Origin of the sequence: Pseudomonas fluorescens (assembly GCF_902497875.1) — a bacterium.
GTDB lineage: Bacteria > Pseudomonadota > Gammaproteobacteria > Pseudomonadales > Pseudomonadaceae > Aquipseudomonas > Aquipseudomonas fluorescens_BR.
This window is the reverse complement of record NZ_CABVHY010000024.1, coordinates 94,291-120,528: the sequence shown is the minus strand read 5'-3', so window position 1 is coordinate 120,528 and position 26,238 is coordinate 94,291. Positions and strand designations below refer to the sequence as shown.

Sequence of the window (26,238 nt, the reverse complement as noted above, 5' to 3'; positions counted from 1 at the left end):
ACCGAGGCACTGGCCAATCTCTATTACCCGCCGGTGGTACCAACCAACGGCGCCGACGTGATCAACGGCAATCCCGGCGATGACAGTCTTCTGGGCCTGGGAGGCAATGACACGCTGTATGGCAACGGCGGCAATGACTTCCTCGACGGCGGCAGCGGCAACGACCGCATGGAAGGCGGTCTGGGCAATGACACGTTTGTGGTGGATGCCGCCGGCGATGGGGTGGTGGAGGGCAGCAACGCCGGGGATGATCTGGTCCAGGCCAGCATCAGCTACACCTTGGGCACTAACCTCGAGCGCCTGACCCTGACCGGCAGCGGCAACCTCAATGGCACCGGCAACGGGGCGGCCAACACCCTGATCGGCAATGCCGGAAACAACCTGCTTGACGGCGGTGCCGGCAACGACCTGCTCCAGGGCGGCGACGGCAATGACACGCTGCTCGGCGGCATCGGCAATGACACCCTGAACGGCGATGCCGGCAATGACCTGCTCGATGGGGGTGCCAGTAGCGACAGCATGACGGGTGGCAGCGGCGACGATATCTATGTCTTCGATAATCTCGGTGACACCCTGATCGAACTGGCAGGGGGCGGCAACGATACTGTCCGTACTTCGCTGAACTACACCCTTGGCGCCAACCTGGAAAATATCGAACTCAGCGGCAGTGCCAATCTCAACGGCACCGGCAATGCCCTGGCCAACAGCCTGACCGGCAACACCGGGATCAACCGCCTCGATGGCGGTGCCGGCGATGACCTGCTCGCCGGCCTCCGCGGCAGCGACACTTACCTGTATGGCACCAATTACGGCAATGACGTGATCGACAACAGTGGCGGTGTCAGCGCCGACATCGATACCGTGCAGTTGGTGGGGCTCAACAGTAACCACGTGCGCTTCGTGCAAAGCGGCAACGACCTGCAGATGGTGGTGCTGGCGACCTCGCAGACCCTGACCCTGAAAAATTTTTATCTGGGCCTCGATTACGAGATCGACCGGGTGCGCTTCGACAACAACGTGACCTGGAACGCTGCTGCCCTCAAGGCCGCGGCGACCAGCCCAGTCAACGTCGCGCCGACTTCCACCAACGACACCCGGACCACCCTGGAGGACACGCCAGTCATCCTCGGCAGCGCCGACTTCGGCATCTACAGCGACCCGGAAAATACCCCGTTGGCCGCGGTGAAAATTACCAGCCTGCCAGTGCTCGGCAGCCTGCAGTACCACAACGGCAGCAGCTGGATCGCGGTGGTTCAGGACCAGGTCATCAGCAAGGCCGACCTCGACGCCGGCAAACTGCAATTCGTCCCGGCGCTCAATGGCAATGGCAGCGACTACGCCAGCATCGGCTTCAAGGTCAGCGACGGCACGGCCTTCGCGGTCAACGCCAATACCCTGAGCGTTAATGTCACCGCGGTCAACGATGGGCCTACCGTCAGCGGACCGGTCAACTTGCCCAATGGCACGGAAGACAGCACCTATTCGATCACCGCCGCCCAGCTGCTGGCCAACGCCAGCGATCCGGACGGCGATACCTTGTCCGTCACCAACCTCAGCGCCAACCATGGCACGTTGGCCGATAACGGAAACGGCAGCTGGACCTTCACGCCGGATGCCAATTACAACGGCGCGGTCACGTTTAATTACCAGGTGATCGATGGTAACGGCGGTTCAGCCGCCGCTACCCAGGGCTTCAGCCTGCTAGGGGTGAATGATGCACCGACACTGCAGGTGGCCTTGATCGACCAACTCAACGGGCTAGGGCAAGCGGTTGCCTACACGTTGCCGGCGAATACCTTTGCTGACATCGATGCTGGCGACAGCCTGGTCCTGACTGCCCGCTTGGCCAATGGTGACCCATTACCGGCGTGGCTGAGCTTTGATGGGCCGAGCCGCAGTTTCAGTGGCACGCCTGCGGCAGGCACCCAACCAGGGGGAATTGCCATCACCGTAACGGCGACTGACTCGGGCGGGCTCTCGGCGAGCGATGACTTCACGTTGAACCTGCTTAGCACACTGGTCGGCACGCCCAATGATGACTTGCTCACTGGCAGCGTGTTCGACGATGCGATCTATGGCTTGGCCGGCAACGACACTTTGATCGGTGGTAATGGCAACGACACGCTCGACGGCGGTAGCGGTAATGACGCTCTGTCCGCAGGTGAGGGTAGCGATATGCTCCTTGGCGGTGATGGCAACGATATCCTGAGGGATATCGATGGGTCCGGCCAGGTCGCCAATAACAGTCTCGACGCGGGTGCCGGTGACGACACGATTAATGTCAACCAGAGCAACGTCAATTCCGTCACCACGGTCATCGGTGGCAGTGGACGTGACACCTACCAGTTGCAGCCTAACTCCATCGGCCAACTGCTCGTCAGCGACTTCGCTCCCGGCGTCACGGGCGACATCCTCGACATCACCACCTTGCTGACCAACAGCAGCGGCTACAGTGCCGGCAATCCGTTCGATCCGGCGCTGGGTTACCTGCGGCTGGTGCAGCAAGGTGCCGACACGCTGCTGCAGTGGGATCGGGACGGTGTGGGTGTGGCCACCAACAGTTGGCAGACCGTTATTACACTGCAGAATACCAATGCGGCAACACTGACCCTCGACAACTTCTCGCCTGCCACGTCGCCAGCAGGCGGCGTGATCAATCTGATCGAAGGCGGTGCCGGCGACGATCCGCTGACCGGCACAGCATCGGCCGACCGCCTGTTGGGCCACGGCGGTAATGACACGTTGCTTGGCCTCGCGGGCGATGACGAACTCGACGGCGGTGCTGGCAACGATCGGCTCGACGGTGGAGCAGGCAGCGACAGCGCGCGCTATAGCGCCGGTATTAGCCAGTACACCTTCACCTTCGATCCGCATGGCTATCTGGCGGTCGAGGCGGGCGCAGGGAGTGGCGAGGCGGGGCGAGACCAGATCAAAGCGGTCGAGCAACTGCGCTTTGCCAATGGCACGATCACGGTCAATGGCTCTTTGGGGAGTGAGGTGCTGGTCAATACTACTACCGCCAGTGACCAGTATAGCCCGAGCGTGGCTGCGTTAGTTGATGGTGGTTACGTGGTGAGCTGGACGTCCATCAACCAGGACGGCAGCGGCTACGGCATCTACGCGCAGCGTTACGATGCCAGCAGCGTAGCTGTGGGGGGCGAGGTACGCGTCAACACCACTATCGCGAATGATCAGGTCGATCCGAGTGTTGCTGCGTTGGCTGATGGCGGATATATCGTCAGCTGGATGTCCAGTGGCCAGGACGGTAGCGGTGCTGGCGTGTTCGCACAGCGCTACGATAGTAGCGGCTCGGTTATGGGCGGCGAGGTGCGCGTCAACAGCAGCACGCTCGACAGTCAGCAGCAACCAGCGGTCAGCGCGCTCAGCGCCGGCGGTTATGTGGTCTCCTGGATGTCCTACAGCCAGGAGACCAACTCCTGGGACATCTATGTGCAGCGTTACGATGCAACCGGCGCTGTTGTCGGGGGCGAGGAGCGCGTCAATACCAGCACCGCGAATAGTCAGGGCGACCCCGCCGTGGTGGTGTTGGCAGACGGTGGCTATGTGGTGACTTGGGTGTCGGAGGGGCAGGACGGCAGCGGTGATGGCATCTACTCGCAGCGCTACGATGCCAGCGGTGCAGCGGTGGGTGGCGAGGTACGCGTTAACAGCAGCACTGTCGAGAGCCAGCTGCGCCCGTCGATCGGTGCTCTCAGCGATGGCGATTATGTAGTGAGCTGGATGTCCAGGGGGCAGGATGGCAGCGGTTGGGGTATCTACGCGCAGCGCTATGATACCGGTGGTGCAGCCGTGGGCGGCGAAGTGCGGGTTAACAGTACGACTGCCAGCGATCAACAGAGCCCGAGCGTGGCGGGGTTGGCCGACGGCGGATATTTAGTGAGCTGGATGTCCAGCGAACAGGACGGCAGCACCACCGGCATTTATCTGCAGCGCTACGATGCCAGCGGCACGGCACAGGGCGGCGAGGTACGTGTAAACACCGTCACTGATAACGAACAGCAGAGCCCGAGCGTGGCAGCGTTGGCCGACGGTGGTTATGTGGTGAGTTGGATTTCCTTTGGCCAGGAGAACAACAGCTGGGATATCTATGCGCAGCGCTACGACGTCAGTGGCCAGACGGTCACTAACACGCTAACGCTGGAAGGTGATGCTGGTGACAACCTGGTCCAGCTAGGTAGTGGCGACGAGCGCATAGCCGGAGGCGGGGGTAACGATACCTTGTTCGGTGGAGAAGGCCACGACATAGCGCTGTACCATGGTAGCCAGCACGATTTCGCCATCATTGTGCAGGCGTTTGATCAGATCAGCGTCAATGACCTGAATGCCGCAGACGGCAATGAAGGCATAGATATCTTGCACGATTTCGAATCGTTGCAGTTTAGTGATGGCGTGCAGCTGCAGGCTCTTCGCCGCGAAGTGCTGGTGGTCAACAGCAGCACTTTCGACAGTAAGCAGCAACCGGCAATCAGTGCACTCAGCGACGGTGGTTATGTTGTGAGCTGGATGTCCAGCGGCCAGGATGGTAGCGGCTTCGGCATCTACTTGCAGCGCTACAATACAAGCGGCGCAACGGTAGGCAATGAGGTGCGCATCAACAGCACAATCGCTAGTGACCAGCAAAGCCCGAGTGTGGCTGCGTTGGCCGACGGGGGCTATGTGGTGAGCTGGATGTCTAGCGGTCAGGATGGTAGCGGCTTCGGTATCTATGCGCAGCGCTACGATACTAGTGGTGAAACCGTGGGCATGGAGGTGCGTGTCAACACAGTTACCACCAATGATCAGGACAATCCGATTGTGGCTGCGCTGTCCGACGGCGGCTATGTGGTGAGCTGGATGTCCAGCGACCAGGATGGCAGCGGTTTCGGCATCTACGCGCAACGCTACGATAGCAACAGCTCTGCTGTGGGCGTTGAGGTTCGAGTTAATTCCGTCACTGCGAGTGATCAGCTTACCCCGAGCGTGGCGGCGCTCTCTGATGGCGGATATGTGGTGAGCTGGATGTCCAGCGGGGATGGTGACGGCTACGGTATCTACTTGCAGCGCTACGATAGCAGCGGCTCAGCTTTGGGCGTCGAGTTACGCGTCAATACCGTCACCGCGCATCACCAGGTCGAACCGAGCGTGGCGGCATTTGCTGACGGTGGCTATGTGGTGAGCTGGATGTCCTTCAGGCAGGACGGCAGCAGTTTCGGTATCTACGCGCAGCGCTACGACACCAACGGTATAGCTGTGGGCGGCGAGGTGCAAGTTAACAGCACCACGCTCGACAGTCAGCAGCAACCGTCAATTTGCACGCTCAGCGATGGCGGATATGTGGTGAGTTGGGAGTCTGCCGGTCAGGATGGCAACGGCATTTACGCGCAGCGCTATGATACTGGCGGCTCAGCTGTGGGAGGGGAGGTGTGTGTCTACATTTCCACTCTCGATGGTCAGATGCAGCCGGCAATTAGTGCACTCATCGATGGCGGCTATGTGGTGAGTTGGATGTCCCGTGGAAATAACAGTGCCTCCGGTATCCACACCCAACGCTACGACGCCAACGGCAACCCCGTCGTCGACCACCTCGAATGGACCGGCGACGCCTCGGCCAACCTGATCCGCAGCACCGTTGAAACCGACTGGTTCAGCGGTGGCACCGGTGCCGACACCTTCCAGTTCGCCCAGTTGCCGGGCAATCGCGCCGATATGATCACCGACTTCACCCAGGGCAGTGACGTACTGGCGCTCAACAGCGGGCTGTTCAACCTGCAAGGCCAGACCGTCGCCGAGACGCTGGCCAATGTCAGCGGCACTCTAAACGAGGTAGCTGGAGCGCACCTGGTGTTCAACCAGAATGACCACACGCTCTATTACGATGCCGACGGCGCCGCCAACGGCAACGCGGTCGCGGTGGTGACCCTGACCGGTGTGTCGACCCTGACGGCGAGTGATGTGCAGTTGTACGTCTAGGGTACCGGGGCCGACCGAGTACACCTGCGTGTGGTGGGTATTCGCAATCCCCCCTGTAGGAGCTGCCGCAGGCTGCGATCTTTTGATCCGGCATTTGCGGCGCCGCCGAAAAGATCGCAGCCTGGCGGCAGCTCCTACGCCGACCGGGTACACCTGCAATGTGGTGGGCGTACACTTTTCCCCTCTGTAGGAGCTGCCGCAGGCTGCGATCTTTTCGGGGCCCCCAGTGCTTAACTGACTGGCATTGGGACAAACCAGTCCTCACCCCCCAATCAACCGGGTGAAGAGGTTGATCAGTTGCGCCTGCCGGGTGGTGCCGGTTTTGCGGAACAGTGCTCGCAGTTGGGTCCGCACGGTGTTGATCGAGACGTTCAGGCGCGCGGCGCAGTCCTCCAGGGTCAGCCCCTGAGCCAGCCGTTCGGCCAGCCGGTGTTCGGCCGGGCTGAGCTGGAAAAGCTCGGCCAGTAGCCGGCTGGGCAAGCGTTTTTCCAGCAATGCCAGCAGCACCAAAGGCTTATTGAAGTGCCGGTTGCAGCCCGCCTCGAGCGGAGCCGGAGTCACCAGTAGCTCTTGCGATTCGCTGGTGTCGAGGCGTAGCCAGCCGGCCAGGGGCTTGCCGTCTTTGCCCGCGGCACGGCGGATAAGTGCCCGCAGGCGGGTGTCTTGAGTGGTGCTGTGCAGGTGGGCGAATTTTTCAAACAGTGGTGAACCGCTCAGGCTCAGGTGCCGCGCCGGCCCGTTGCAGTGCAGCACCTGACCCTCGCCATCGAGCAGCCAGAGCGGGGCCGTGTGATGGTCCAGCAGCAGGTCGTGCTTGGCCAGATCCAGTTCGAGGCAGTTGATCCTGGCAGACAGTTTGACCGCCTTGAGCAAGTGCGGGGTGATTCGCTCCAGCAGCGCAAAGTGCCTTGCAGTGGGAGAGGGCGCGCCGACCTCGTGGAGTGCGGTCAGGTAGATGCCCGAGTCGACCTGCTCATCGAGCCTCACGCTGGCGACATTATGCAGCCCATGGGGAAGGCGGGACGCCTGATCATCCGGGTCTTGCAGGGCATGCCCGGCGCCGAAATCGATGAGTTCGTTGTACCAGCAACCCGAGGTGCGGGAATCCCTGAAATCCAGACCGGGGGCAAGCTGCCACGCCTGCTCCTGGAAGCCGTTCAATCCTGCAGAAGTGCAGCAGTTGATGGTCGTCGCGGTTTGAGCATCGCGCTTCTGGTAACGGGTGTAGAACAAACAAATCTGCTGATGACCACTGGCTTCGACCAGTCGTTCCAGCAAGGGCTGCCAGGTTGTCATGTCCAGCGCACACTCGTAGCACAGGTCGACAAGTTCGTCATACAACTGCTGTTCGGGTACTTGAGTCACCATGCCTGCCGCCCTTTAAGGAACACGCTGTAACAATGATGGCCTATTGCTTTCTATGCTTCAAGTCGGTCACATGAGCACTGCAGTTGCTCGCACTGAGCGAGTGGTCAGTCGCCAGCACCGGGCTTTCTCCGTGTCTTGCGTTGTTTTTTTCACGCTGCTAGGGTTCGTTGATAATAATTAACACTGACCCGGTCCTGGCGTGTCTGCGCAGGGATACAAGGAAGGAAGTTCCCATGCAGATTCAATCCCACGACACTGCGGATGTGGATCAGCAACTGGTCATCGCCGGTTGGCAAGAGCATTACCAACAGATGTCACCCGGTTATTTCCAGGGCAAGGTCGTGCACATGGAGCTGGGTGGGGTTGAGGTGTATGAAGAGCGGATGAACACCCGAATCGAGCAGCATTTCCATGCGCCCGCGGATTCACTGGTCTTCAGTTTCGATACTCGCAATGGCTCGCTGTATCTGCTCAACGAAGAAACCCAGAACACCTGGATCACCCCGGAAAACTACAAAGAAGTCGCCGTGGTGATCGGTCCTCAATACCTGAAACAGCTCGACTGCCTTAACCTGAGCCGCCTTGATGGTTTGTTCCTGACGCCGCTGGTTTCCCAGCAGAGCCAGGTCTTCGGCCGTTGGTTGAGCAGCACCCTGCAACAGCTGATTTCGGCGCAGCCGCCGGTGGCCGAGGAGGGGCTGGCGCAGCAACTGGTCGACGATTGCCTGTATATCCTCGACTGTCCGAGCCAGACCCTGGACCGCACCCGGCAAAAACACCTGGCCCACGATCGGCGACTGATTCAGCGGGTGTTCGATCTGGTCATGGCGTGCCCGCAAGAGCATTTCAATGTGCTGCAACTGGCCGATGGCGCCGGGGTGTCTGTGCGCCAATTGCAGCAAAGCTTCACCTCCTTTACCGGAGTGTCTCCCAGCCAATGGCAGCGGCTGCGCCGTTTGAACTTCGCGCGTCGCGATCTGCTGCGCACCTGCGTAGGTGAAACCACCGTGGCGGAAATCGCCATGCGCTGGTCATTCTGGCACTTGGGGCGTTTCTCCGAGGCCTATCGCGGGCTGTTCGGCGAGCTTCCCAGCTGCACCCTGATGCGGCGCCGCTAAATCCTGGTTGTCCTGCCTGCATGCCCCAAAATAGGGCATGAACAACGCCGCAAAGCGGATAGAAGCCGGCATCCTCCTGATTGCACTATTGCCTTGAAGCATGGAGCCGGGCCGCCATGGGGCGCCCGGGCATTTCCCTGTACGAGGCGTTATGAAAGGCAATCTGGACCGACTGAGCCATTGGCTCAAAGAAAACAAAATCACTGAAGTCGAGTGCCTGATCTCTGATCTGAGCGGCATTGCCCGGGGCAAGATTTCCCCGACCAACAAGTTCCTCAACGAGCAGGGCATGCGCCTGCCGGAGAGCGTGCTGTTGCAGACAGTCACCGGCGATTACGTCGAAGACGATATCTACTACGAGTTGCTCGACGCGGCGGATATCGACATGCACTGCCGTCCGGACCAGGACGCGGTCTTCCTGGTGCCCTGGGCGCTGGAGCCCACTGCGCAGGTGATCCACGACACCTATGACAAACAGGGCAATCCGATTGAGCTGTCGCCGCGCAACATTCTGAAGAAGGTCTTGCGGCTCTACACCGAGCGCGGCTGGAAGCCGATCATCGCACCGGAAATGGAGTTCTACCTGACTCAACGCAGCCCGGACCCGGACTACCCGCTGAAACCACCCATTGGCCGTTCCGGTCGCCAGGAAACCGGGCGTCAGTCCTATTCGATCGAGGCGACCAACGAGTTCGATCCACTGTTCGAAGACATGTATGACTGGTGCGAGGCCCAGGGGCTGGATCTGGACACCTTGATTCACGAAGAAGGCACCGCGCAGATGGAGATCAACTTCCGTCACGGTGATCCTTTGCACCTCGCCGATCAGATCATCGTCTTCAAGCGCACCCTGCGCGAAGCGGCCCTCAAGCACGATGTCAGCGCCACCTTCATGGCCAAGCCGATGACCGGCGAGCCGGGCAGCGCGATGCATTTGCACCAGAGCGTGGTGGACCTGGAAACCGGTGTGTCGGTGTTCTCCAATCCCGATGGCAGCATGAGTGAGTTGTTCATGCAGCACATTGGCGGGTTGCAGAAATACATTCCCGAAACCCTGCCGCTGTTCGCGCCCAATGTGAACTCGTTCCGGCGGTTTCTGCCCGATACCTCGGCGCCGGTCAACGTCGAGTGGGGCGAGGAAAACCGTACGGTGGGCCTGCGCGTGCCGGATTCGGACCCGCAGAATCGTCGGGTCGAAAATCGCCTGGCCGGTGCGGATGCCAACCCTTATCTGGCGGTGGCGGCCAGCCTGTTGTGCGGTTACGTGGGCATGGTCGAGGGCATCGATCCGAGCCCGGCGGTGGTGGGACGCGGTTATGAGCGACGCAACCTGCGCCTGCCACTGACCCTGGAGGCGGCACTGGAGCGCATGGAGCAGTCGAGCATGACCAAAGAGTACCTGGGTCAGCGGTTCACCAAAGGTTTTGTCGCGGTCAAGCGGGTCGAGCACGAGAACTACAAGCAGGTCATCAGCTCCTGGGAGCGGGAGTTCCTGATGCTCAGCGTCTAGCTCAGCATGTTGAACACATTCTCAAATGTACCCACAGTAAGGACATCTGAATGAGACCTTTCGCCCTGAAACTCGTGCTCACCGCGCTCTGCGGTCTGGCCGGCCCGGCCTCGGCGCAACAGCTGGTGAATATCTACAACTGGACCGATTACATCGCTGAAACCACCCTCGTGGACTTCCAGCGCGAGACCGCGATCAAACCGGTGTATGACGTTTTCGATTCCAACGAAACCCTTGAAGGCAAGTTGCTGGCCGGGCATACCGGCTATGACGTGGTGGTGCCGAGCAATCACTTCCTCGGGCGGCAGATCAAGGCCGGCGCCTTCCAGAAACTCGACCGGGCGCAGTTGCCGAACTGGAAGAATCTCGACCCGGTGTTGATGCAGCGCCTGCAAGCCAACGATCCGGGCAATCAGTACTCGGTGCCTTACTTGTGGGGCACCAATGGCATTGGCTACAACGTCGAGAAGATCAAACAGGTGCTGGGGGTCGAGACCATCGATTCCTGGAGCACGTTGTTTGAGGTCGAGAACCTGAAGAAACTGCAAGCCTGTGGCGTCGCCTTCATGGACTCGGCGGATGAAGCCTTGCCGGCGATGCTCAATTACCTGGGGCTCAATCCCAACAGCACTCGGATCGAGGATTACAAGGTCGCCGAGCGCAAGTTGATGACCTTGCGCCCCTACATTACCTATTTCCATTCCTCCAAATACGTCTCGGATCTGGCCAACGGCAACATCTGTATTGCCTTCGGCTATTCGGGGGATGTGTACCAGGCCATCCAGCGGGCCGAGGAGGCCGCGAATGGGGTGAAGATCGCCTATGCCGTGCCGAAGGAGGGCGGCAACCTCTGGTTCGATATGTTGGCGATTCCCGCCGATGCCAAGAACCCCGAACAGGCCTATGCGTTTATCAACTACCTGCTCAAGCCCGAGGTAATTACCAAGGTCAGTGAGTATGTCGGCTACGCCAATGCCAACATCCCGGCCACGACGTTGATGAGTGAGGACATCACCGGCAACCCATCGATCTACCCGCCCGAATCGGTGCAGGCCAAGCTCTACGTTTCGACGGAGCTGCCCCCCGACATCATGCGCTGGATGAATCGCTCCTGGAGCAAGCTCAAGTCCGGTCGTTAACCCCTGCGCCGGGCGGCCACTTGCCCGCGGCAATTGATAGGCAGCAACCCTTATGACGTCCCTGTTTTCTTCACCGCAGACGTACTACAACGCCACCCGCAATCGTCAGCTCGAATGCCCGCCACTGGAAGGCCCGGCGCAAGCCGATGTGTGCATCGTCGGCGCAGGTTTTACCGGATTGAACACCGCGATCGAATTGGCTGAGCGGGGCCACTCGGTGATCGTCCTGGAAGCGCAGCAGATCGCCTGGGGCGCCACCGGGCGCAACGGCGGTCAGCTGATTCGGGGCATTGGCCACGACCTTGGCGCCCATGAAAAATCCCTGGGGCGCGAGGGGGTAAAGGTTCTTGAGCAATTGGGCCTGGACGCGGTTGATCTGGTGCGCCAACGGGTGCAGCAACACGGCATCGAATGCGATTTGCGCTGGGGGCACTGTGAGCTGGCCAACACCCCCCGACATTTCCAGAACTTGCTGGCGGAGCAACAAGCCCTCAAAAACCAGGGATATGCGCACAAGGTCGAGCTGGTCGAACAACAGGACATGCATCGGGTGGTCGGTTCCGATCGGTATGTCGGCGGCTTGATAGACGAGGGTTCGGGGCATCTGCATCCGCTCAACCTGGCGTTGGGCGAGGCCGCTCTGGCCCAGCGTCTGGGAGTGCGGTTGTGCGAAAACAGTGCGGCGATTCGTATCGACTATGGCAGTCGCATTCGGGTGCACACCGCCACGGGTGTGGTTCACGCCAAGACGCTGGTGCTCGCCGGCAATGCGCATCTGGGTGATTTGGAGCCGGCACTCAGCGGCAAGGTGCTCGCGGCCGGCAGCTATGTCGTGGCGACTGAGCCCTTGAGCGCGGCCCTGGCCGAAACCCTGATACCCGCTAACCGCGCGCTGTGCGATCAGCGGGTGGGGCTCGATTACTATCGGCTGTCGGCGGATCGTCGACTGCTGTTTGGTGGTGCGTGTCACTACTCGGGACGGACCCTGAAGGATATCGCCGGCTACATGCGGCCGAAAATGCTCGAGGTGTTCCCACAGCTCGTGGCCAAACGCATCGACTTTCAGTGGAGCGGGATGATTGGCATCGGTGCCAATCGCTTGCCGCAAATCGGCCGCTTGCAGGCGCAGCCGAATGTGTTCTATGCCCAGGCTTACGCCGGACACGGGATCAACACCACGCACATGGCGGCTCGATTGGTGGCTGAAGCCATCAGCCTTGAACACAGCAAGGGTTTCGACCTGTTCGCCAGCGTGCCGCATATGACCTTTCCCGGTGGGAAGCTGCTGCGCTCCCCGTTGTTGGCACTGGGCATGTTCTGGTATCGACTCAAGGAAATCGCCGGCCACTGATTCGTTCAGTGGCCAAGAGCAAAGCCAAGATAAAAACAAAAAAGAGGACATTCAGATGATGCGATTTACTCCCGGTTTACTGGCTGCAATGTTAACGCTCCCCTCGTTGCAGGCCATGGCTGCGGCTGACCTGGTACTGACCAATGGCAAGGTGTTTACCGGGATTCCCGGGCAATCCATGGCCAACGCCGTGGCGGTAGAAAACGGCAAGATTCTCAAGGTCGGCAGCGATGCAGAGGTCAACGCCCTGGCCGATGCGCAGACCCAGCGCATCGACCTGGCGGGCAAGGTGCTGATGCCTGGAATGATTGATACCCATAGCCATCCGGTGGTTGGCGCCTTGGACAGCCTGCGTGCCAATCTGCTGGACGAAGTAAAGCCGTTGCCAGACCTTGAGCAATGGATCATCGAGCAGGACCAGGCGGGCCTCGCGCGCGCCGGTGACGTGATCAGCATTGCCGGGGTCAGCTCGGCCTATTGGGAGCAGAGCCGTGAGCTGGGCAAACGCTTCAATCAGGGCCGCTGGGCTGAGCAGCCGGTGGTCCTGAGCGGGATTGACGGTCATACCGGCTGGGCCAACAACGCCATGCTCAAGCGCCTGAAGATCAACGCCGCGCTGGTCAAAAGCCTGCCGGAAAAAGAGCGCAGCTTTGTCGGCCATGAAGCGGATTTCACCCCCACTGGTTTTTTTGCCGAGTCTCGTTGGGATCAGGTCCGCAGCCAGCTTCCGGCGCCTGGCGACGAGGTGATGCTCAAGGCCGCCCGCGAGGCGGTAAAGGTCAACAATCAGTATGGGGTCACCGCCTGGATGGACGCGGCGGCGAATGCCGGCAGTGGCGATTCGTTGTTCGATTTCAAGGCGACCGAACAGAGTTACGGGGTACTGCCGCTCTACCGCAAGCTGGCGGAGCAGGGCGAGCTCAGCGCACACGTCGCCGCACTGTTGCTGGCCAATCCAAAAAGCCGACCGGCCGACCTGGAGGTGCTGGCCACGGTGATGAAAAAATTCGAGGGCGTGCCCAATCTGACCTTCCCCGGCATCAAGGTATTCGCCGACGGCGTTCTGGAATTTCCAGGACAGACCGCGGCGGTCATTGCCCCCTTCAAGAACAGTCAAAAAAACGGCCAGCTGCTGATCGAGCCTGCACATTTCGGTGAGTTGGTGGTAGCGGCAGAGAAGCGCGACTGGATTGTGCACACGCATGCGGTCGGCGACCGGGCAGTACGTGAGTCACTCAATGGCATCGAATATGCGCGCAAGCTCAACCCGACACCGATGGCCCATAGCATCACCCACCTGCAACTGGTCGACCCCAAAGAGTTTCCACGCTTCAAGCAACTTGGGGTGATCGCCTCCATGCAACTGCTGTGGGCCACTGCCGAGAGTTACACCGAGGAGTTGGTCAAACCCTATGTCAGTGCGTCTGCTTACGGTTACCAATATCCAGCCCAATCCCTGCATAGCGCTGGCGTGCTCATCGCCGGCGCCAGTGACTGGCCGGTGTCCAGCCCCAACCCGTGGAACGCCATCGCTCAGGCCAGCACTCGCAAAGGGCCGCTAGGCGTGCTCAATGCCAAGGAAAGCATCGATCGCCAGGCCATGTTCTATGCCTACACCATCAACGCCGCCAAAGCCCTGCGCCTGGACCGGCAGATTGGCTCGCTGGCGCCCGGCAAGCAGGCCGACCTGATCATTCTCGACCGTGATGTGTTCAACGTCAGTGACGATGAGCTGTTCGACACCAAGGTCCTGAAAACCTTCTTCGCCGGCAAGCAGGTTTACGCCCCCGAAGCCTGACCGCCACGCGCCCACCTGACGCCGCGCCCCTGTGGGAGCGAGCCTGCTCGCGATGAACGTTAACGATAACGCGTGCTTCCTGAATAAACGCGCAGCCCTGTAGGAGCAGCCGGTCGACGCTCGATTGCTCGCGAAGGACGTTAACGATAACGCGTGCTTTCTGGATAACGCGCTGCCCTGTGGGAGCGAGCTTGCTCGCGATGGACGCTAACGATAACGCGTGCTTCCTGGATAAACGCGCCGCTTTTGCGTCCATAGCGAGCGAGCTCGCTCCTACAAAAAAACCGAAAACCTGCAACCCAATAAAAACAAGAGAACCGTTATGAACGCCTTGTCTGTCTTCGTGCTTGCCGGCCTTGCCTTGTCGCCACTGATCAACGCCCAGGCGCTGGAACTCAGCGACCGCTTCACCCTGACCATTGCACCCGTGCTGGTCAGTGATTATCGCAGTAGCGGCATCTCGCAAACCCAGGGCGACCCTGCCGCGCAACTGGCGGTCACCCTTAGCCACTCCAGCGGCGTGTATGCCGGCGTCTGGACGTCGAATGTCGACTTTGGCTACGACTCCAATACGCGCCAGGAGCTTGAATATTACGCTGGCTATTTCTGGCAAATCAGCGACGACATCAGCCTGGATACCTTTTACACGAAGTACGACTTTCCCCGTGAAAGCCAGTACAACCAGAGCGACATCCAGTCCACCCTGGATGTATACGGTGTTCTGCTCGGCGGCAAATACGCCAACAACATGAAAGGCCCGGACTACGAGGATGAGAATGGCCATTTTCAGATAGGCAAACAAGACGAGGACTTTGTTTCGGGGTTTATCGGCTACCGCACGGTCCTGCCAGCTGAAATTGGCCTGGAAGCGCGCTATGAATACGTCGACTACAAGGACGAGGTGTTCTTTAGCGCCAACGGCAGCAGCCGCGCCGACTACCGTGATTGGGAGATCAAGCTCAGTCGTGACTTTGTCGGCATTACCTGGGGGCTGAGTTATATCGATACCGACCTGTCGGAAGCCGAATGCCTGAGTTTTACCGGTTTCGATGACCTGTGTGGCGCAACGCTGGTGGCCAGTGCTGGCAAGACGTTCTAGGGAATACACCGACAAGATCGCAGGTGTTACACGGTCGGCGTAGGAGCTGGCGAAGCCTGCGATCTTTTCTGCGGACACCACCATCGCCAGGATCAAAAGATCGCAGCCTGCGGCAGCTCCTACGGGGGGTTGCAGATACCCAGGACATTGCAGGTGTACGCACCCGGCGAGGGAAACCCAGACATTGCAGGTGTACGCCACCGGCGAGGGAAACCCACGACATTGCAGGCACCCACCACACGCAGGTACACACGGTCGGCGAAGCCTGCGATCTTTTCTGCGGACACCACGGTCGCCAGGATCAAAAGATCGCAGCCTGCGGCAGCTCCTACACAGCACCAGCCCCGAAGGACCAGTGCTTTGAGGGGCAAAAAGCTTGTCCCCACTACTGTCCTGCCACCCATTGCGGCCAATGAATACATAAAAGAGCTTGGTTTGTAGTAGGGTTACTAATTAGAATGAATCTCATTTAAATTATTCTTTGGTACAGGTTTCCAGACATGAGTGATACTGCGATGCCGACGGAACAAACCCTCCATGACCTGTACCGCGACCATCGTGGCTGGCTGGAGGGCTGGTTGAGGCAACGCATGGGGAATGGCTGTGATGCCGCGGACTTGAGCCAGGATACGTTCATGCGGGTCCTCGCGAGCTCGCAGCGGATTGCCGACTTGCAGGAGCCTCGGGCGTATTTGCTGACGGTGGGCAAGCGACTGCTGAGCAATTTCTACCAGCGTCGCAGCCTGGAGCAGGCTTATTTGAATGCGCTGGCGCTGTTGCCTGAAGACAGTGTGCCATCTCCCGAGGAGCGCTGGTTGCTGCTGGAAACCCTGCAGGTGCTGGATGAATTGCTCGACGGGCTGCCGACGGCGGTACGCCGGGCATTTCTCTGGAGCCAGCTGGAAGGCCTGGGCTATCAACAGATCGCCGAGCGTTTGCGCGTGTCGGAACGCACGATCAAACGCTACATGGCGCAAGCCTATGAGCATTGTCTGTTGGTAGCGCTGTGATCAATCCGCCGCCCTCGGCCGAAGCCCGCCAGGTGGCGCGGGCCGCCGCGCAGTGGCTGGCATTGCTGGAGTCCGGGGGCGCCAATGAGCAGGATCGAGCTGCCCTGCAGCACTGGCGCGATAGCTGCGCCAGTCACGAACAGGCCTGGCAGAAAGCCCAACTCTTGCGCCAGCGCTTTGCCACACTGCCTTCGGCGCTGGCCATGGGCAGCCTGGACCGCCCGGACTCGGGGCGACGCAAACTGCTTAAACACGCCTTGGGCGCGGCGGTGCTGGTGCCGACCGCCGTGCTGCTCAGTCGGCAATTGCCCCTGGACGCCTGGCGCGCCGACCTGCACACCGCCACCGGGGAACGCAAGCAGGTAATGCTGGCCGATGGCAGCACCGTGCATCTAAATACCGCCACTGCCATCAATGTCGATCTGCCGAGCCGGCGCCTGACGCTGGTGGGCGGGGAAATGGCGCTGAAGGTGTCAGGGGCGTCACTGCTAACGATCCAGACCCACTACGGACAGGTCATCGTCGGGCAGAGCGAGGTCTGTGTTCGCCAGAATTCGCTCGGCTGCCGGGTCTCGGTGCTCAACGGCACGGTGCAATTGCGGTCCTTGCAAGGGCCGGCATTGACGTTGCGCGGCGGTCAGCAGGCCAACCTGCTGGCAGCCGGCGTGGGTGCGGTGGAGCCATTCGATGTGCTGGCGCCGGGCTGGCGCGAGGGCGTGTTGATGGCGCAGAACCAGCCGCTGGGGGATTTTTTGCGCGAGCTGAGCAGTTATCGGCCGGGCGTGCTGCGCTGGGAACCGGAGCTTGAGTCGCTGCGGGTCACCGGCAGTTTCCGCCTCGATGACACCGATCGCATTCTCTCGCTGCTGGCCGCCAGCCTGGCGCTGGAGGTGCATTCGCGTACTCGTTATTGGGTCACGCTGCTGCCGCGAAAAAATAGTGTGTAAAGCGTGTCCCCTTTTTTCGCTTCGCTTGTCATTAAGGCAAGTGAAACGAAATCAGAGAGATTCTCAATGCCCGCATCGATGCCCTGCAGTACGCGTCTGGCTTCTTCCAGGTTGCGCCCGTTGTTGCACCTGAGTCTGCTGTTGAGTCTGAGTGCCTGCCCGTTGTTTGTCTCGGTCAGTTCGGCCGAAGATAGCCCTCGGCGCAGTTACCAGGTGCCCGCCGGTAGCCTCAGCGCCGCGTTGACCCGCTTCGCCGGCCTGGCCGGGGTCAATCTTTCGGTGGACCCCGCGCTGGTCAGCGGTCGCAACAGTCCCGGGCTTTCCGGGGAGTACGCGGTCGAGGAGGGCTTTGCCCGGCTGCTGCAGGGTTCCGGTCTGCAACTGCAGCCGGCGGGCGAACAGGCGTACACCCTGACCCCGGCGCCAGAAGGCAGCAGCTTGCAACTGGCCCCGACCTCGATTCTCGGTGCCACTGACTCGGCGGACGGCAATCCCTATGCCGGCGGTCAGGTCGCGCGCCGTGGTTCGCAAGGCTTGCTGGGCTCGAAAGACTTCATGGAAACGCCGTTCAGCATGACCACCTACACCAGCGAGGCGGTCAAAAACCTGCAGGCTCGTACCTTGGGCGACCTGATCGCCAGCGATCCCTCGGTTCGCGCCACCAACCCGGCGGGTGGGCGTTATGAGCAGTTCACCATTCGCGGGTTGAGCCTGTTCAACAGTGATGTCGCCTACAACGGTCTCTACGGTGTCCTGCCGACCTATACGATCGACATGGAGATGGCCGACCGCGTCGACGTCATCAAAGGCCCGACCCAGCTCATCAACGGCATCTCGCCGCGGGGCAGCGTGGGTGGCGGGATCAACGTGGTGCCCAAGCGCGCGACCGACAAGCCCATCACTTCGTTCACCGGTATGTACGCTTCCGACAGCCAGGTCGGCGGTGCCGTGGATGTCGCCCGGCGCTTTGGTGAAGACAACAAGTTCGGCATTCGTTTCAACGGCGTGAAGCAGTCCGGCGACACCGAATGGGATAACCAGAATATCGACCGCGAGATGGCCGTGCTGGGCCTGGATTTTCGCGGTGAACGCCTGCGACTCTCGACGGACATCGGGCGCACCGAGCGTGATACCGACGCCCCGCAGGAACGCGTGCAGGTCGGCCCCAACGCGCGGGTTCCGCATGCCAGCGATGTTCGCCACAACTATGCTCAACCCTGGAGCAAGGCGAGTACCAACGACACGTTCGGCACGGTGAACGGCGAATTCGACGTCAGCGATTCCGTCATGCTGTACGGCGGCGTGGGCGCGCGCAAAAGTAATCATGACTTTCTCCGGCATGCCGTTGCGGTCACCAACGACGCCGGCAATTTCAGCGTTCAGCCGCGTGACTTTACCCGTGACGAAAATGTCCGGACGGCCACGGCGGGGGTGCGCAACTGGTTCCATACCGGCCCGGTGAGCCATGAAGTCAACCTGGCTGCCAGCTATTTCTACATGGACTTCGAAAATGGCGGCGCCCGTTATGGGTCGGCCCTCAGCAACATCTATGACCCCGTGGTAACACCGACGCCCAACATCCGCACGCGAAACGATCCGAAGGTCTATACCGAGAACCGCTTCAGCGGCGTGGCGTTGTCCGACACGCTGGGTTTCTTCGATGACCGGCTGCTGCTGACCCTCGGCGCCCGCTGGCAGCGGGTGAAGGTTGACGACTGGTCGGATAATGTCAAAGGCGACACAGCCTACGATGAGGAAAAGGTTTCGCCGTCGGGCGGCATCCTGTTCAAGGCGACCGATAAGCTGTCGCTGTATGCCAACTACATGGAAGGCCTGAGCCAGGGCAAGATCGCGCCATCGACCTCGGTGAACGAGGATGAGATCTTCCCGCCGTTCATCAGCCGCCAGGTCGAAGTTGGCGCCAAGTATGACGCCGGTGCGTTCGCCATGACCGCCGCGGTATTCCGGATCAAGCAGCCGGCCTACGAGACCAATGCCACGACGCGCGTCTTCGGCCCGAACGGCAAGCGTGAAAACACCGGTGTGGAACTGAGTATGTTCGGTGAGCCGCTCAAAGGTTTCCGCCTGCTCGGCGGTGTCATGTACATCGACAGCGAGTTGAACGACACCACCAATGGCACCTTCGACGGCAATCGGGCACCTGCCACGCCGAAATACAACGTCAACCTGGGCGCCGAGTGGGATGTGCCGAACGTACAGGGCCTGACCCTGACCACCCGCGGCCTCTATTCCAGCTCGCAGTTTCTGGATCAGTCGAACAACAAGGAAATCGACTCCTGGGAGCGTTTCGACGTGGGCGCACGCTACGGGTTCAAGGTCGACGAAAAGGACATCACCCTGCGTGCCAATGTCGAGAACGTGGCGAACAAGGCCTACTGGAGTTCGGCCGGAGCCTCGGATGACAGCGAGCCTGGCTTGACGCTGGCGACCCCGCGCACCTTGCTCCTTTCGGCAACCGTGGACTTCTGATTCGGCCATATCGAGTCGGAAATTTGCTGCCTGCGGGTCGCCTTATGGCGATCCGCAGGACAGGTATAACCGGCAGAGTTAGATGATGTTACTTTGCAATCATCTGTTTGTTTAAGTTGTAATGATCATCATGAAATAAGGAATTATTACTGTAGGTAATTTCCTTATTTGATTATGAACTTTTCACCCAATACCCAGTCGCCACTTGGTTTTATCTGTACCCGGATTATTCCCGGGAGGCCGCTAATTGTTTTAAACATGCAGTTAGTTTGGAAATTTCTTGCCATATGCAATTGATAATGATAATAATTCCGCTATGGATCTTATCAGGAGTCGACATATGTTTAGTGAAAGCTTATTGCAGTCTGCTCAGCATCATCGAAGTAACGCCGACTATCTGGCGCGTCAAGGCAAGTTCGAATCCAATGTCCGCAGCTATCCGCGCAAACTGCCTTTGGCAATTGCCAAGGCGCAGGGTGTATGGGTAACGGATGTTGAAGGAAAGATCTATCTTGATTGTCTGGCCGGGGCCGGCACTTTGGCATTAGGGCACAATCACGATGAAGTTGTTACTAGTATCAAGAACTTCCTGGCCTCGGGAATGCCCATGCATACCCTCGACCTCACGACTCCGCTGAAAGATGCGTTCAGTGAAGCACTGCTGGCTTTGCTGCCGGGCAATGGTCGCGACTACTGCCTGCAATTTTGCGGACCCTCCGGCGCCGACGCCGTGGAAGCGGCGCTCAAGCTGGCGAAAACCGTTACCGGGCGCAGCAACATCATCAGCTTCTCCGGTGGCTACCACGGCATGACCCATGGAGCGCTGGCGGTGACCGGCAATACCGGGCCGAAGAGCGCCATCCACACGCTGATGGCGGGGGTACAGTTCCTGCCGTATCCCCATGAATACCGCTGCCCCCTGGGCATTGGCGGAGACGCCGGGGTACAGGCCCTCGGTTACTACTTCACGCAGTTTATCGAAGACGTCGAAAGCGGCGTCTCGTTGCCGGCAGCGGTGATCCTCGAAGCCATCCAGGGCGAGGGCGGAGTGAATCCCGCGCCAATCGCCTGGTTGCGCAAGATCCGCGAAGTGACCCGCAAGCACGGCATTGTGCTGATCGTCGATGAGGTGCAGACCGGCTTTGCCCGTACCGGCGACATGTTTGCTTATGAACAGGCCGGTATCGAGCCCGATATCATCGTAATGTCGAAGGCCATTGGCGGCGGACTGCCCTTGGCGTTGCTGGGCATCAAGCGCCAGTTTGACGCCTGGGCGCCGGGCAACCATAGCGGCACCTTCCGTGGCAATCAGATGGCGATGGCCACCGGCATGGCGACCCTCAGGGTCCTGCAGCAAGAGGATCTGCCGGCTCAGGCCGCACAGCGCGGCGGCTGGCTGAAACAACAGCTTATGCTGTTGCAGCAACGCTATCCGTCCCTCGGACAGGTACGGGGTCGCGGGCTGATGCTGGGGATCGAAATTGTCGATGAGCGCCAGACACCGGATGCGCTGAACAGCTTCCCGATGGATGCCGCGCTGGCCGCAGCCATTCAACAACACTGCTTCAAGCAAGGCTTGTTGCTCGAACGCGGCGGACGTAATGGCAATGTGGTGCGCCTGCTGCCCCCGTTGATTATTGACGATGAGCAGTGTGGTCTGGTTATCGCCCGATTCGAGAAAGGGCTGACGTCGGCACTGGCACAACTGCGGGCGTGATGATTGTTGCTGCACAGCCAGCTCAACTAATGGTTTGTCGAAACAGATTGCTTCTATTCAGTACAGCCTGGCTATGGGCTACTGCTTTTCTGCGGGTCGGCGTTGTAAGACAAAGATTACATGACGTATTACTTCCAGCGCGCAGCGTTGTATTTCCCCGGTGGAAATAGAAGTTGGCGCCGGGATGGCACATTGATTTTAGATGGTATTAAAAGGCCACTAACTCTTCGCCGCTAAATAGCGTACCGGTGTCCTCAAATGCTACTGCGGAGCAGATATGAATAATCCCGATCGAGCAATTTTATCCAGGATAGTGAGTGAGTCGGCGACAGCCCATGCCTTGCTTAATTGTCTGATAAAAGAGTTCGCACTACCCGAAGACTGCCTGAGTTATACCTGGCCACAAGACATGAATGGCATTGCCCCAGGAAGTTATTTCGATGGTGCCGACTTGAAGGGCATACCGCTGACCATCAGCCTGCCCAACCAGCAGCAATTTTTTGTCCTGGTCGATCGCCGTGATCTGCTCGGCAGTCATCGTTATCTGTCCGATGTCTATTCCCGGCAGGGCAACGATCCATGGCTGTGTCCGGATTTCCCTGTTTTCGCTGAACAATTGCTGGCCGCCTGCGAGTACATGACCAGCGCCAGTAACGATGAGCTGATGAATCAGATCCTGCAGAGCCAGGGCCTGACCGCAGACATCGTCCGGCACAATCTGCTAGCGACGTGCCCGGACCCGCTGAGTAGCTACCTGGCCAGTGAGCAGGGCCTGTGGTTTGGCCACCCGAACCACCCGGCACCGAAGGCTCGGCTGTGGCCGGAGCATCTGGCACAGGAAACCTATGCCCCGGAATTCCAGGCCCGTACCCCGTTGCACCTGTTCGAAGTGCCGCGGGAAGGGCTGAGCATCGGCGCCAATGGCCTGAGCGATGCGCAAGTGCTGGCCGGTTTTGCCGTTCAGAGCCCGGCGCGGGCAGGGCATGCCATCATCTGCATGCATCCGGTGCAGGCCGAGCTGTTCATGCAGGATGACCGCGTGCAGCGGCTGCTGGATTCCGGCGCCATTGTCGATCGCGGCGCCACGGGACTGATGGCCAACCCCACGGCTTCAATCCGCACCTGGTACATCGAGGGCCATGAGTACTTCATCAAGGGCTCGCTGAATGTGCGCATCACCAACTGCATCAGGAAAAACGCCTGGTATGAACTGGAGAGCTCGCTGATTATCGACCGGCTGTTCCGGCAATTGCAGCGAACCCAACCCGAGACCCTCGGCGGGCTTTCGGTGGTGGCCGAGCCGGGTCTGTTGAGTTGGGCTCCAGAGCAGGCCAGCGAAGCCGATGGCAACTGGTTCCGCGAGCAAACCGGGGCGATCCTGCGGGAGAATTTCTGCCTCGATACCGGCACCGACTGCAGCATCATGGCCGGTACCTTGTTCGCTCGCGGCCTGCATTTACGGCCGCTGGTGCATGAATTCCTGCAGCGCTTCAACGGTAATGACATCAGCGACAAGCAGCTGTTGAGCTGGTTCAGCGACTACCAGGCGCTACTGCTGCGGCCGGTGCTGGCGTTGTTCTTCAATCATGGCATCGTGATGGAGCCGCATTTGCAGAACAGCGTGCTGAACCATGACAACGGTCGCCCGCAACAACTGCTGCTGCGGGATTTCGAAGGGGTCAAACTCACCGATGAACTGGGTATCTCGCGCATCGATGCCGATATTCATCCGCGGGTGCGTCAATCGCTGCTCTATTCTCGCGAGCAGGGCTGGAACCGCATCGTCTACTGCTTGTTCGTCAACAACCTTTCCGAGGCCGTGCTGGCCCTGAGCTGGGAACGCCCGCACCTGGCACCGTTGATGTGGCAGCGGGTCGAGCAGCAACTGGTGAGCATCCGCGCCGAGTTGAGCTGCGCCGCGCCAGAACTGGACGCCCTGATCGCCGGCCAGCCGATTGCCTGCAAAACCAACCTGAAAGTCCGTCTGGCGGCCAAGGCCGATCGCCAGGCCAGCTACGTCAGTCTGGTGTCCCCGTGGGGCAAGAAGGCGGCCAATCATGGATAAGCTACCCGCAGCGGTGTTGGCCGCGATTGATCAGGCGCGGGTGCAGCATGCGGACCCGCTGGCACTGTTCATCTACGATCTGGATGCGCTGAAGCAGCACGTCACTCAGGTGATGGCGGCATTGCCGGTGGGTGTCGAGCTGTACTACGCCATCAAGGCCAACAGCGAAGCGCAAATCCTCTGCGCGCTGGCGCCGCTGGTGGATGGTTTCGAAATCTCGTCTGGGGGTGAAATCGATCGCCTCAAGGACTGCCCGACGCCCAAGCCGTTTGTCTTTTCGGGCCCCGGCAAACTGGATTCCGATTTGCGCGCGGCACTGCAGCAGCAGGTCGAAGCCATTCACATCGAAAGCCTGAATGAAATCGCTCGCCTGCAGCGCCTGGCGCAAGAGGCGGGACGAGTGCAGGCGGTCTATCTGCGGGTCAACCCCGAACTGCCGCCGCCGCTCTCCAGCAAGCTGGCGATGGCCGGCGTGGCGACTCCGTTCGGGATCGATAAGTCGCAATTGGCGCTGGCGGTGCAGCAGGTCGACAAGGCCAGCCATCTGCTGCTCAAGGGATTCCATGTGCATGCAATGTCCCATCAGCCGCTGGTGGAGCGTCATGAACAGTTGCTCGATCTCTACCTGCAGCGCTGGCCGCAATGGAAGGCGCTGTCGGCAAACCCCGGGCAGATTACCCATCTGAATGTCGGCGGTGGCATCGGCGTCAATTACCTCGGCGCGCAGCAGTTCGATTGGCAGCGGTTGTGTGCGCACTTGGGGCAGAGCCTGGCGGCCTGTGTCGATGCGCCGATCGTGCGCTTTGAACCCGGGCGCTTTATCAGTGCCTTTTGCGGCTACTACGCCATTGAAGTGCTGGATATGAAAGCCAGTCATGGCAAGCACTTCCTGGTGTGCCGCGGCGGTACCCACCAGTTCCGCCTGCCGGTCGCGCAGGGGCATGATCACCCGGTCATTCACCTGCCGAGGTTTCCCCGGACGGCAGCCATGGTGACCCAGGCCTGGACCATCGTCGGCCAACTCTGCACGCCCAAGGACGTGCTGAGCCGCGATTGCCCGCTCAAGGGCGTCAGTATCGGCGACATGCTGGTACTGCCGCTGGCCGGGGCCTATGGTTACAACATCTCCCACGCCGATTTCCTCTGTCATCCACGACCGCCGCAACTGTTCCTCGGAGCAACGCCAAACACAGGAGTCACGCAGTGCGATTGACGGTGACAGCGCCGCGCTGGTTGGTAGTGGTCAATGTGCTGTTGGGCACGCTCACGGTGAGCCTCAACAACAGTTCGCTCAACCCGGCGCTGCCGGCATTCATGAGCGCCTTCGATATCGGGCCGCTGCTGGCGACCTGGATCGTTGCGGCCTTCATGGTGAGCATGGGCATGACCATGCCGCTGACCAGCTTTCTCGCCCAGCGAGTGGGGCGCAAGCGTCTTTACCTGTGGGGTGTGGCGCTGTTTGTCTGCGGATCGTTGCTGGGGGCAATGGCCAACTCCATCGCGCTGGTGATTGCTGCCCGCGTGGTGCAGGGCATTGCCAGCGGGCTGATGATCCCGCTGTCGCTGGCGATCATCTTCTCGGTCTATGCCAAGGGCGAGCGGGGCAGGGTCACCGGTTTGTGGGGGGCGGCGGTGATGCTGGCGCCGGCCCTGGGGCCCTTGTGCGGCAGCCTGATGCTGGAGTGGTTCAGCTGGCGTTCGCTGTTCCTGATGAATGTACCCATCGGCGTCGTCGCGCTAATCCTCGGCATCGGCGTGCTTCCCGCCTCCGAGGCGAGCGAGCGCAAGCCTTTCGACCTCGCGGGCTACCTGCTGATCGCCATGGGCATCGGCCTGCTGATGGTCGCCATCGGCCGCCTGCGCCATGCCCAAGCGCTGCTCGATCCACTCAACCTTGGCATGTTGCTGGTGGCCATTGTGTGCCTGGTGGCGTTTGTGCGGCTGGAGCTGCGCCGGCCGGCACCGCTGCTCAACCTGCGGATCTTTGCCCTGCGCGGCTATCGCCTGAGCGTGATTATCGCCGTGGTGCAGTCGGTGGGCATGTTCGAGTGTCTGGTCCTGCTGCCGCTGCTGATTCAGCTGGTATTGGGCTACAGCGCCATCTGGACCGGCCTGGCGCTGCTGTGTACGGCAGTCTTCGCCAGCCTGTTCGGGCATATCGGCGGCAAGTTGCTGGACCGTCATGGTCCGCGCGGCGTGGTGTTCTGGGGCCTGCTGCTGACCGGTGCCTCCACCCTGGCAATCGGCATGCTCGGCACCGATGCGACGATCGGGATGATCTTTTTCCTGATGATGGTCCGCGGTGCCGGGCTGGGTCTTTCTTACATTCCGGTCACCACCGCCGGGCTCAATGCACTGCCCGAACCGATGGTCACCCAGGGCGCGGCGATGAACAACATTTCGCGGCGCCTGGTGGCCTCGCTGGCCATCGTGATCGCCTCGCTCTGGCTGGAATTTCGTCTGGCCGCCGAAGTGGCAGGCGGGACGTCTCAGGCCGGCACCCTCGGGGCCATCAGCGAGGTGTTCATTGCGACCGGCATCTTGATTCTGCTGGCCTTGCCCTGTGCCTGGCGATTTCCGCTGCGCACAGCCGACGAGTCGGCGCAAGCGCTGCCAAAGGCCATCGAGCAACCCTGATTTTTCAACTTAGGTATCA

General features: G+C 60.3%; 15 protein-coding genes. 14 read left to right on the top strand and 1 reads right to left on the bottom strand.

Going from position 1 to position 26,238, the window contains the following annotated elements; translation table 11 throughout:
• Positions 1–5,970: cadherin-like domain-containing protein (locus F8N85_RS35620; RefSeq protein ID WP_150805823.1), on the top strand; the 5,970-nt coding region annotated here is incomplete at its 5' end.
• Positions 5,971–6,231: 261 nt separating this feature from the next.
• On the opposite strand, the gene F8N85_RS23070 is transcribed toward F8N85_RS35620, so the two are convergent.
• Positions 6,232–7,338, bottom strand: a complete 1,107-nt coding sequence (locus F8N85_RS23070; RefSeq protein ID WP_150805822.1) for a helix-turn-helix transcriptional regulator — start codon at positions 7,336–7,338, stop codon at positions 6,232–6,234.
• A gap of 233 nt (positions 7,339–7,571) precedes the next feature.
• Here F8N85_RS23070 and F8N85_RS23065 point away from each other — a divergent pair, with 233 nt between their 5' ends.
• The 13 genes from F8N85_RS23065 to F8N85_RS23005 all read left to right on the top strand — a co-directional run bounded on the left by F8N85_RS23065 (position 7,572) and on the right by F8N85_RS23005 (position 26,219).
• Positions 7,572–8,456 carry a helix-turn-helix domain-containing protein gene (locus F8N85_RS23065; protein WP_150805821.1) on the top strand — a complete coding sequence of 295 codons (885 nt, stop codon included), beginning with the start codon at positions 7,572–7,574 and terminating at the stop codon, positions 8,454–8,456.
• 151 nt (positions 8,457–8,607) lie between these two features.
• A complete protein-coding gene (locus F8N85_RS23060) occupies positions 8,608–9,966 on the top strand; it encodes a glutamine synthetase family protein (protein ID WP_150805820.1) in 1,359 nt (452 codons plus the stop codon).
• 50 nt (positions 9,967–10,016) lie between these two features.
• Positions 10,017–11,105 (top strand): polyamine ABC transporter substrate-binding protein, encoded by a 1,089-nt coding sequence (locus F8N85_RS23055; protein WP_150805819.1) that lies wholly within the window; start codon positions 10,017–10,019, stop codon positions 11,103–11,105.
• A gap of 52 nt (positions 11,106–11,157) precedes the next feature.
• Complete coding sequence (locus F8N85_RS23050) at positions 11,158–12,456, top strand: NAD(P)/FAD-dependent oxidoreductase (protein ID WP_150805818.1); 1,299 nt, start codon at positions 11,158–11,160, stop codon at positions 12,454–12,456.
• Between the two features lie 55 nt (positions 12,457–12,511).
• Positions 12,512–14,254, top strand: coding sequence for an amidohydrolase (locus F8N85_RS23045; protein ID WP_150805817.1), 1,743 nt, complete (start codon positions 12,512–12,514; stop codon positions 14,252–14,254).
• A gap of 322 nt (positions 14,255–14,576) precedes the next feature.
• Positions 14,577–15,353: a TorF family putative porin gene (locus F8N85_RS23040; RefSeq protein ID WP_150805816.1), complete on the top strand. Its 777-nt coding sequence runs from the start codon at positions 14,577–14,579 to the stop codon at positions 15,351–15,353.
• 500 nt (positions 15,354–15,853) lie between these two features.
• Positions 15,854–16,363, top strand: coding sequence for a sigma-70 family RNA polymerase sigma factor (locus tag F8N85_RS23035; protein WP_150805815.1), 510 nt, complete (start codon positions 15,854–15,856; stop codon positions 16,361–16,363).
• Positions 16,360–17,310 (top strand): FecR domain-containing protein, encoded by a 951-nt coding sequence (locus F8N85_RS23030; RefSeq protein ID WP_150805814.1) that lies wholly within the window; start codon positions 16,360–16,362, stop codon positions 17,308–17,310. Before F8N85_RS23035 ends, F8N85_RS23030 begins: the two co-directional genes overlap by 4 nt.
• A gap of 66 nt (positions 17,311–17,376) precedes the next feature.
• Positions 17,377–19,800, top strand: a complete 2,424-nt coding sequence (locus F8N85_RS23025) for a TonB-dependent receptor (protein ID WP_150805813.1) — start codon at positions 17,377–17,379, stop codon at positions 19,798–19,800.
• A 340-nt stretch (positions 19,801–20,140) separates the two neighbouring features.
• Positions 20,141–21,517, top strand: a complete 1,377-nt coding sequence (locus F8N85_RS23020; protein ID WP_150805812.1) for a diaminobutyrate--2-oxoglutarate transaminase — start codon at positions 20,141–20,143, stop codon at positions 21,515–21,517.
• A gap of 277 nt (positions 21,518–21,794) precedes the next feature.
• Positions 21,795–23,582 carry an IucA/IucC family protein gene (locus F8N85_RS23015; protein ID WP_150805811.1) on the top strand — a complete coding sequence of 596 codons (1,788 nt, stop codon included), beginning with the start codon at positions 21,795–21,797 and terminating at the stop codon, positions 23,580–23,582.
• The gene (locus tag F8N85_RS23010) at positions 23,575–24,795 is read left to right on the top strand and encodes a type III PLP-dependent enzyme (protein ID WP_150805810.1); all 1,221 of its coding nucleotides are present in this window, start codon (positions 23,575–23,577) and stop codon (positions 24,793–24,795) included. The genes F8N85_RS23015 and F8N85_RS23010 overlap by 8 nt, the downstream gene beginning before the upstream one ends.
• Positions 24,792–26,219 carry a DHA2 family efflux MFS transporter permease subunit gene (locus F8N85_RS23005; protein ID WP_150805824.1) on the top strand — a complete coding sequence of 476 codons (1,428 nt, stop codon included), beginning with the start codon at positions 24,792–24,794 and terminating at the stop codon, positions 26,217–26,219. The genes F8N85_RS23010 and F8N85_RS23005 overlap by 4 nt, the downstream gene beginning before the upstream one ends.
• Positions 26,220–26,238: the final 19 nt, after the last annotated feature.

Coding starts and splice junctions, on each gene's coding strand:
- F8N85_RS23070 (WP_150805822.1), bottom strand. CDS start 7,338: ATGGTGACTCAAGTACCCGAACAGCAGTTGTATGACGAACTTGTCGAC.
- F8N85_RS23065 (WP_150805821.1), top strand. CDS start 7,572: ATGCAGATTCAATCCCACGACACTGCGGATGTGGATCAGCAACTGGTC.
- F8N85_RS23060 (WP_150805820.1), top strand. CDS start 8,608: ATGAAAGGCAATCTGGACCGACTGAGCCATTGGCTCAAAGAAAACAAA.
- F8N85_RS23055 (WP_150805819.1), top strand. CDS start 10,017: ATGAGACCTTTCGCCCTGAAACTCGTGCTCACCGCGCTCTGCGGTCTG.
- F8N85_RS23050 (WP_150805818.1), top strand. CDS start 11,158: ATGACGTCCCTGTTTTCTTCACCGCAGACGTACTACAACGCCACCCGC.
- F8N85_RS23045 (WP_150805817.1), top strand. CDS start 12,512: ATGATGCGATTTACTCCCGGTTTACTGGCTGCAATGTTAACGCTCCCC.
- F8N85_RS23040 (WP_150805816.1), top strand. CDS start 14,577: ATGAACGCCTTGTCTGTCTTCGTGCTTGCCGGCCTTGCCTTGTCGCCA.
- F8N85_RS23035 (WP_150805815.1), top strand. CDS start 15,854: ATGAGTGATACTGCGATGCCGACGGAACAAACCCTCCATGACCTGTAC.
- F8N85_RS23025 (WP_150805813.1), top strand. CDS start 17,377: ATGCCCGCATCGATGCCCTGCAGTACGCGTCTGGCTTCTTCCAGGTTG.
- F8N85_RS23020 (WP_150805812.1), top strand. CDS start 20,141: ATGTTTAGTGAAAGCTTATTGCAGTCTGCTCAGCATCATCGAAGTAAC.
- F8N85_RS23015 (WP_150805811.1), top strand. CDS start 21,795: ATGAATAATCCCGATCGAGCAATTTTATCCAGGATAGTGAGTGAGTCG.
- F8N85_RS23010 (WP_150805810.1), top strand. CDS start 23,575: ATGGATAAGCTACCCGCAGCGGTGTTGGCCGCGATTGATCAGGCGCGG.